Annotated in this window: 5 protein-coding genes and 2 pseudogenes; 2 read left to right on the top strand and 5 right to left on the bottom strand. The window is 66.0% G+C overall.

Annotated features, from left to right (window positions below):
• Positions 1–204: pseudogene (locus tag JHD73_RS25385) on the bottom strand (methyl-accepting chemotaxis protein); the annotation flags it as partial.
• A 140-nt stretch (positions 205–344) separates the two neighbouring features.
• A complete protein-coding gene (locus JHD73_RS25380) occupies positions 345–3044 on the bottom strand; it encodes an EAL domain-containing protein (RefSeq protein ID WP_199032934.1) in 2700 nt (899 codons plus the stop codon).
• A 197-nt stretch (positions 3045–3241) separates the two neighbouring features.
• Between JHD73_RS25380 and JHD73_RS25375 the strand changes: the two genes are divergently transcribed.
• A complete protein-coding gene (locus tag JHD73_RS25375) occupies positions 3242–4426 on the top strand; it encodes an alpha-D-ribose 1-methylphosphonate 5-triphosphate diphosphatase (RefSeq protein ID WP_199032933.1) in 1185 nt (394 codons plus the stop codon).
• 14 nt (positions 4427–4440) lie between these two features.
• Entirely contained in the window at positions 4441–5193 is a 753-nt protein-coding gene (locus JHD73_RS25370) for a DUF1045 domain-containing protein (protein ID WP_199032932.1), read from the top strand.
• A 33-nt stretch (positions 5194–5226) separates the two neighbouring features.
• Here JHD73_RS25370 and JHD73_RS25365 read toward each other — a convergent pair whose 3' ends face one another.
• The 3 genes and pseudogenes from JHD73_RS25365 to JHD73_RS25355 form a co-directional block, all read right to left on the bottom strand.
• Positions 5227–6048: a hypothetical protein gene (locus tag JHD73_RS25365; RefSeq protein ID WP_199032931.1), complete on the bottom strand. Its 822-nt coding sequence runs from the start codon at positions 6046–6048 to the stop codon at positions 5227–5229.
• A 4-nt stretch (positions 6049–6052) separates the two neighbouring features.
• Positions 6053–6424, bottom strand: a complete 372-nt coding sequence (locus tag JHD73_RS25360; protein WP_199032930.1) for a hypothetical protein — start codon at positions 6422–6424, stop codon at positions 6053–6055.
• A gap of 195 nt (positions 6425–6619) precedes the next feature.
• A pseudogene (locus tag JHD73_RS25355) lies at positions 6620–7246 on the bottom strand (MFS transporter); the annotation flags it as partial.

Genomic DNA, 7246 nt, shown 5'->3' with positions numbered 1-7246 from the left:
GTCGTGGTTGCCGCGCATGGTGGCGTCGGCGGCGCTGCGCAACTGATCGAACACATCGGCCTGGCGGCGCAGGCGCACGGCCACGTCCTCCACGTTGCCGGACACTTCGCAGATGCCCATGCCCACGCGGCCGGCTTCTTCGGCAATGCGGGCAATCAATTCGGAAGAGGCTTTGGGGCCGCGGCCCCAGGTGAATGGCTTCACGTGCGGTGGTCTCCAAGTGTTGTTGTTCTGTGCGCCCGCGCAACGTTGGCGGAGCAACCCTCTATGGGGCATATCGGCGCGGGCGGATGCGCGCTTGAGAGACGCTACGCGCCCAGACTTACGCTGGCATTACGACCGGATCATGCCTGCGCAGCACGGCTACGGCGCAGGCGTGCCTCGTAGGCAGCCGCCGTCATGGGTGGGCCAAACAGGAAGCCCTGCAGCTTGTCGCAGCCGGCGGCCTGCAGGAATTCAGCCTGTTCCAGGGTCTCGACGCCCTCGGCCGTCACGGTCATGTCCAGCGACGCTGCCATCGCCACGATGGCGCGCGAGATCACCACCGAATCGCGATGGCGCGGAATGCCCGAGACGAACGAGCGATCCACCTTCAGGTTGTCGATCGGGAAGCGCTGCAGATACGACAGTGAGGAATACCCCGTGCCGAAATCGTCGATCGAGATGCGGATGCCCAGCGCGGTGAGCGCATCGAGCACGGGCATTACGGCGGCGGTGTCGCGCATCAGCAGGCCTTCAGTGATCTCCATCTCCAGCGCGCACGCGGGCAGGCCGGCGTCGGTCAGGCAGCGCGAGATGGTCGGCACCAGCCCCTCGCCAAACTGGCGCGGCGACAGGTTCACGGCCACGAAGAAGTTCGGCATGCAGGTGGCCCGCCAGTGCGCGGCCTTGTGACATGCCTGCGCCAGCACCCACTCGCCGATCGCACCGATGAGCCCCGAATCCTCGGCCACAGGGATGAACTCGGCGGGTGAGACCTCGCCCAGTTCCGTGCTGTGCCAGCGCAGCAACACTTCAGCGCCGACAATCTCCATTGACGTTGCATCGACGATGGGCTGGAAACGCAGCGACAACTCTTCGGCCGCCAGCGCGCGGCGCAAGTGGTACTCAAGCTGAAAGCGCCGCTGTGCCCGCTGCGACAGCCGTGCGGTGTACACGCGATGCTGGTTGCGCCCATTCTGCTTGGCGTTGTACATAGCGGCATCGGCACAGCGCAGCAGTGTGGCGGCATCGCTGCCGTGCTCGGGGTACACGGCGATGCCGATCGACGCGCCCAGGTAGTACTCCGTGCCGCTGGTAGAGAACGGCTGCGCGATGGCCCCGACGATGCGCTGGGCCAGGCGCTCGGCCTCGCCCAGCGAGCGCACGTTGTCGAGCAGCACGACAAACTCGTCGCCGCCCAGGCGCGCCAGCGTATCGCTCTGCCGCACGCAGGCCGCCAGCCGCTGCGCGACGATGCGCAACAGATGATCGCCCGCTTCATGGCCGGCCGTGTCGTTGACCTTCTTGAAGCCGTCCAGGTCCAGGAACAGCACGGCCACCTGACGACGATCGGCGGCCGCCTCGTCCAACACGACCTGCATGCGCTGCGAGAAATAGGCGCGGTTGTACAAGCCGGTGAGCGCATCGCGCTGCGCCAGGAACTTGAGCTGCTGCTGCGCCTGGCGCGCGGGGCCGATGTCATTGAACGAAATGAGCACAGCGGTGGGCGCATCGTCGCCGGGGCGCGCAATGGGCAGCACGTTCTCGTGCACCCACACCACATCGCCATCCACCAGTTCCAGGCCGATGGTCAGGCCCAGCAATGGGCGGCCCGTGCTCAGCACGACGTGCGTGGGCCGTTCGTTGAAGGGGATCTCGCTGCCGTCTTCACGCAAGGACCGGCGCATCAGCGCAAGGTGGCTCGTGCCAACCGGCGACACATTGCCCGCCCGAAGGATGCGCCGCGCACTCGGGTTGCACGCGAGGATGGTGCCGTCGGCCGCCTGCACGACAATGCCTTCGGTCAGGTTGTCGACGGCCAGGCGGTAGCGTTCTTCGCTCTCCTGCAGCTCGCGCGCGATATGTGCCTTCTGGATCGCTACACCGACGATGTCGGTGATGCCGTCGAGCAAGCCCATCGTGTCGTGCGTGGGCGTGCGCGGCGTGTCGTAGTAGATGCCCATCGCGCCGATCATCTGCGCGTTGTCGCCACGGATGGGGGTGGACCAGCAGGCGCGCAATCCGAGCGGCTGGACGATGTCGCGGTAGTCGTCCCACAGTGGGTCGGTGTCGATGTCTTCCACGACCACGCGCTTGTTGAGGAACATGGCCGTGCCGCACGAGCCGTGTGCCGGCCCGATCGCTAGCCCGATCAACACCTGAGAAAGCATGAACGGCAGCGACGGCGCCACGGCCTGCGTAATGTGCTCGCCGTCGCTGCTCAGCAGGACGGAGCACATTGCGCCGTCGTCGAGCAACGCCTCCACCAGCCTGCATACCTCGGCCAGCAGGTCGGGCAGCGGCAAGTTGCGCGAACTCAGTTCGAGCACGGTCTTTTCGCAGCGCAACAATTCCTTGGCACGCGCCGTCTCTGCGGCCAGGGCGCGGTAATTGGCTTCGGAGTCACGCAGGGCCTGTTCAGCCTGCTTGCGCTGCGTGATATCGCGCGCGACCACCTGGATGGCAGTGCGCCAGCCGAGCTGCACCGGGGCGGAAAGCACCTCCACGTCGACCGGCGTGCCATCGCGGCGCAGCAAGGTCTGCTCCACCGGCGGCAGGCCTGTGCCGTGCGCCACCATCCACTCCCGGCGCTGGCGGGCCAGGTGCACCGAGTCCCCATGTACGAACTCGTCCAGCTCGTGACCAACGATGTCGCGGGCATGCTGCGCGCCAAGCAGCCGAAGACCCGCCTCGTTGATGAAAACGATGATGTCGTCCGCCACGATGTACAGCGCATCCGGCATCTGCCGGACAAGCGCCTCGTAGCGGTCATCAGCAAGCGGTAACGGCCTGGTCGTGTCCGGTTCGGGACGGTCGGGCCGCTCTGCGGAAGTGGCGTCCATATGGGCGGGGGGGCCTGTTTCTATTGCTATCGACAATGGTTTCAGGAAAGTTAAGGCGTTTGGATGGTCTTCCCCACTTCAGAGTGGGGCAAATGACCGATGTCAGATCGAATGGCACGTGAGTTGCGGCACAATGCCGACACAACTTCGATGCGCGCGAGCACTGCATTGCGCACACTTTCTCTCAGGTACGGGCTATGCAATCGTTTTCGTCCTCTGTCGGTCACTTGGCCGGCCTCGTTTCGCGCCGCACGCTCCTGGCCGAAGGGCTGGTGGAAGCGGCAGTCCAGTTTCGTGACGGCCATATCGCCAAAACTGCCGCGAGTGATGCCAACCCGACGCGTGGCATGCTCGACTGCGGCGATTTGCTGGTCCTGCCCGGCATCGTCGATCTGCATGGCGACGCCTTCGAGCGCGCCGTCATGCCGCGCCCGGGCGTGGCCTTTCCGTATGACACCGCGCTGGCCGATGTGGACGGCCAGTTGCTGGCCAACGGCATCACCACCGAATTCCACGGCGTGACGTACTCCTGGGAAGGCGGCCTGCGCGGCCACGCGTATGCACTGCGCATGCTCGAAACGCTCGAAGCCATGCGCCCGCACCTGGGTGCCGAGCACCTGATGCACCTGCGCTTCGAGTTGCACCATGCCGATGGCGTGGCCGATGCGCTGGCCTGGATGGCGGCGGGTCGCGTGCATTTTCTGTCGTTCAACGACCACCTGCCGATGATGCGCGACAAGCTGGGCGATGCGCGCAAGCTCGCGCAATACGCTGACCGCGCCGAGTGCGACGTCGACACCTTCCGCACACGTCTGGACGCCGCCGCGGTCAACGTGCACAAGCTCGACGAGGTGCTCGGCACCCTGGCACGCGCGGCACAGCAGCACGGCATCCGCATGGCCTCGCACGACGAACCGGACGTTGCCACGCGCAACACCTTTCACGCGCATGGCTGCACCGTGACTGAGTTCCCGCTGACCGAGGCGGTGGCGCGTGCCGCGCGTGGACACGGTGGGCACATCGTCTTCGGTGCGCCCAACGTGGTACGCGGCGGCAGCCACAACGGCGCACCGAATGCCGCTGCCATGGTGGCGGCCGGGCTGGGCACGGTATTGGCCTCCGACTACTACTACCCGGCCCTGCTGGCCGCGCCGTTCAAGCTGGCCGAACGCGGTGTCGCGCCGTTGGCGCGGGCGTGGGATCTGGTGGCCGCCAACCCGGCAGAAGCGGCCGGTCTAACTGACCGCGGCAGATTCGCTACTGGCCTGCGTGCCGATGCCATCGTGGTCGACGACCGCCGCCCCGGCCTGCCGCGCGTGGTCGCTGCCGTGGTGGGTGGGCGCCTGCGCCACGCCACTGGGCACCTGCCGCTCATCGCCTGAGAGCGTTGTTGCCGATGGACGCGCCGCTGCCACCGTTGCCGGCACTCCCCAACGCCTGGCGATACGCGCTCTACCTGCTGCCGCCCGAGCCCTGGTACACACTCGGCACCCGCTGGCTCGGCCGCTGTGCACGGCACGGCGCACCAATCGACACCGATGCGCGTCAACCGCTGGCCCGCGACGCCCGCATCGACCTCACCACGCTCGACCGCTGGACCGAAGCCCCGCGCCACTACGGGCTGCACGCCACCTTCAAGCCGCCCTTCCGCCTGGCACAGACGCATACCGTCGATGACCTGGATGCGGCGCTGCGCCGGTTCGCGCCCGAGCAAACCCCGTTCACGATCGAACCGGCATTGCAGACACTGCGCGGCTTCTTGGCCTGGCGCCTGCGCCACGGCGATCCGGCGCGCGATGCGCTCCACCAGTTCGCTGATGCCTGCGTGCGTGAGTTCGACGCCTTCCGCGCCCCAGCCCCGTCCACCGAACTTGCGCGACGGCGCCAGGCCGGCCTGTCCGACGCGCAGGAGCGCCACCTGCAGCGTTGGGGCTATCCATACGTGTTTGACACGTTCACCTTCCATATCACGCTGACCGGGCGATTGGGCCACGCAGAGCAACTGGCCTGCTACCGCGCACTGGAAGCCGGCAGCGTGGTCCTGCCGCCCACCATGCCCATCGACAACATTGCGCTGTTCACGCAGCCAGAACCCGAGGCGCCCTTTACAGTGGCGCGCGTGTATCGCTTCAACGGCGACGTTGAATGATGTGGAGACAGCGTTGTTGTGATGGACGACCGTTCAGCGCTTGAGGTCGACCACGTCGATCACCTGTATTTGACCGTGCTGCTCGACTTCCTGACGCATCACCACCCCGGCTTCCGGGCAGAACCAATCGGTGATGTGGGCGACCGTCGGCTCGGGTTCGAGCGATTCATTCCCCAACCGGAGCACGCCCAGCGTGGCCGTGCGCGTATAGCGGATCGGCCTGCACTGCAGGATGCCGACGACCGTGTTCATCGGCTCCGGCGCCCCGACCTCGCGCTCGGACACTTCCACCTTGGCGCGCTCGGCACGCATGCGGCCCACCGAAATCCCCAGGCGGGGCGATACCACATCAAAGTCGAAGCTCGATTCATAGGTATCGCCCGGCAGCATCTCGGCCTCGGGCGCCAGGCCTGCGCCGTACAGGAACATCCCGGAGATGGCCGTGCTGACGGTACCGACCAGGTCAGCATGCTCGCTTTGCGCAAACACACGCCCGTTGATGCTGACCACGCGCGTGACGACGCCGGCCTCGTCCACCAGCAGTTGATGCTCCTGCACCGTCTCGATCGGCCGACCGCCCAGGGCCACGAGGCCCGACTTGGCGTAGATGTGTAGGCCGATCTCGCAGCCGTCCTGAATGTCGCGATTGACGTCGTGCAGCGTGAACTCGACGATCATCGGCGTCTTGCCATTGCCGTCCAGCCGCAGGCGGCTGCCATCGTGCACCCAGGGCGCGGAGCACAGGCCGGCAGCGTGCGCGGGCAACACGGCACAGGCCGCCACGGCTGCAACCCATAAAGAAAAACGCTGATGCATCTGGCGATGCATCAGCGTCTTCATGAACCCGAACGGCATGGGCTTACTGCTTGTTCTGATCCTTCGAGTACGGGCTGGCTGCATCGCCTTGGCGAGCGCCCTGGCTGTACGGATCGAACTTGTCGCCGGCCTTGGCACCCTGCGTGTACGTATCGTACTTGCCCTTTTCGACATTGGCCGGCTGGGCACCCGGGTTGAGTGCGCTGGCGGTGCTGTCATCCTTGTTGGCACCCTGCGAATACGGGTCAAATTTGTCGCCGGCCTTCGCCCCTTGGGTATACGGATCGAACTTCTTGTCGGCGTTGGCGCCTTGGCTGTAGGGGTCGAACTTCTTATCGGTTTGTGCGTGCGCCACACCACTGATGGCTGCCACGACAGCAACCGCTGCCACGAGGTTGAGACGTTTGTACGGCATTTGAAGCTCCTTTCCTATGGGTCGTTTGGGCTGATCGCTTGGTGCAGCCTCGTTTTGAACGTGTCCCGATGCCGTCGTCACGGTTTGGCTGTGACAGGGCGTCGGGAAACCCCCTCTCCTCGCCGTAAGCTATGGCAAGCGCAAGCGAAAGTCAACGCACAGGAAGTGCCTATTTTATTGGCGATTTGCGCAAAATCAGTGTTGACCCTTAGAGCCTTTCTGCCGAATCGCCCCCGGCCCGGCCACGGCAATCAGCGCCATCGTCAGCGCCACCACCGAGAGCCCCCAGCGCAAATCTGAGCGGTGGGCAATCAACCCGATGATGACGGGGCCGATCAGCAAGCCCACGTAGGCAAAGCGCGCCACGGCGGCGATACCCTCGGCGGCCGGCACGCCAGGCAGGCGCGATGCGGTAATGAAGAAAATCGGCACCATGTTGGCCGCACCCACGCCCATCAGCGCAAAGCCGGCCAGCACGGCAGCCGGGTCCGGCCACAGCAATGCCAGGAGGATGCCGCCCGTGGCCAGTACGCCGCTAGCGCCCAGCACCCGCATGTTGCCCCAGCGCCCGCGTGCGAAATCGCCACCGAAACGCGCCAGCGCCATGCCGCCTGAAAACGCTGCATACCCCCCGCTGGCGATGGCCTCGGGCGATTGCGCAATCTCACGCATGTAGACGGTGGTCCAGTCGTACATGGCGCCCTCGCCCAGCAGCCCGAAGAAAGCCAGCAGGCCGAGCACGAACAGCGTGCGGCCCGTGTTCGGGTGCGCGGGGTCCCCGTCCGCATGTACGTGATCGGGCAGCATGAACGGCCCCGCACC

Source organism: Ralstonia sp. ASV6, assembly GCF_016429285.1.
Lineage (GTDB): Bacteria > Pseudomonadota > Gammaproteobacteria > Burkholderiales > Burkholderiaceae > Ralstonia > Ralstonia flaminis.
Note: the sequence above shows the minus strand (reverse complement) of the source record. Positions and strands in the feature narration are given on the sequence as shown.

Bases quoted from the DNA above. Each gene is read 5' to 3' on its own strand.
- JHD73_RS25380 (WP_199032934.1), bottom strand. From the start codon at position 3,044: ATGGACGCCACTTCCGCAGAGCGGCCCGACCGTCCCGAACCGGACACG.
- JHD73_RS25375 (WP_199032933.1), top strand. From the start codon at position 3,242: ATGCAATCGTTTTCGTCCTCTGTCGGTCACTTGGCCGGCCTCGTTTCG.
- JHD73_RS25370 (WP_199032932.1), top strand. From the start codon at position 4,441: ATGGACGCGCCGCTGCCACCGTTGCCGGCACTCCCCAACGCCTGGCGA.
- JHD73_RS25365 (WP_199032931.1), bottom strand. From the start codon at position 6,048: ATGCCGTTCGGGTTCATGAAGACGCTGATGCATCGCCAGATGCATCAG.
- JHD73_RS25360 (WP_199032930.1), bottom strand. From the start codon at position 6,424: ATGCCGTACAAACGTCTCAACCTCGTGGCAGCGGTTGCTGTCGTGGCA.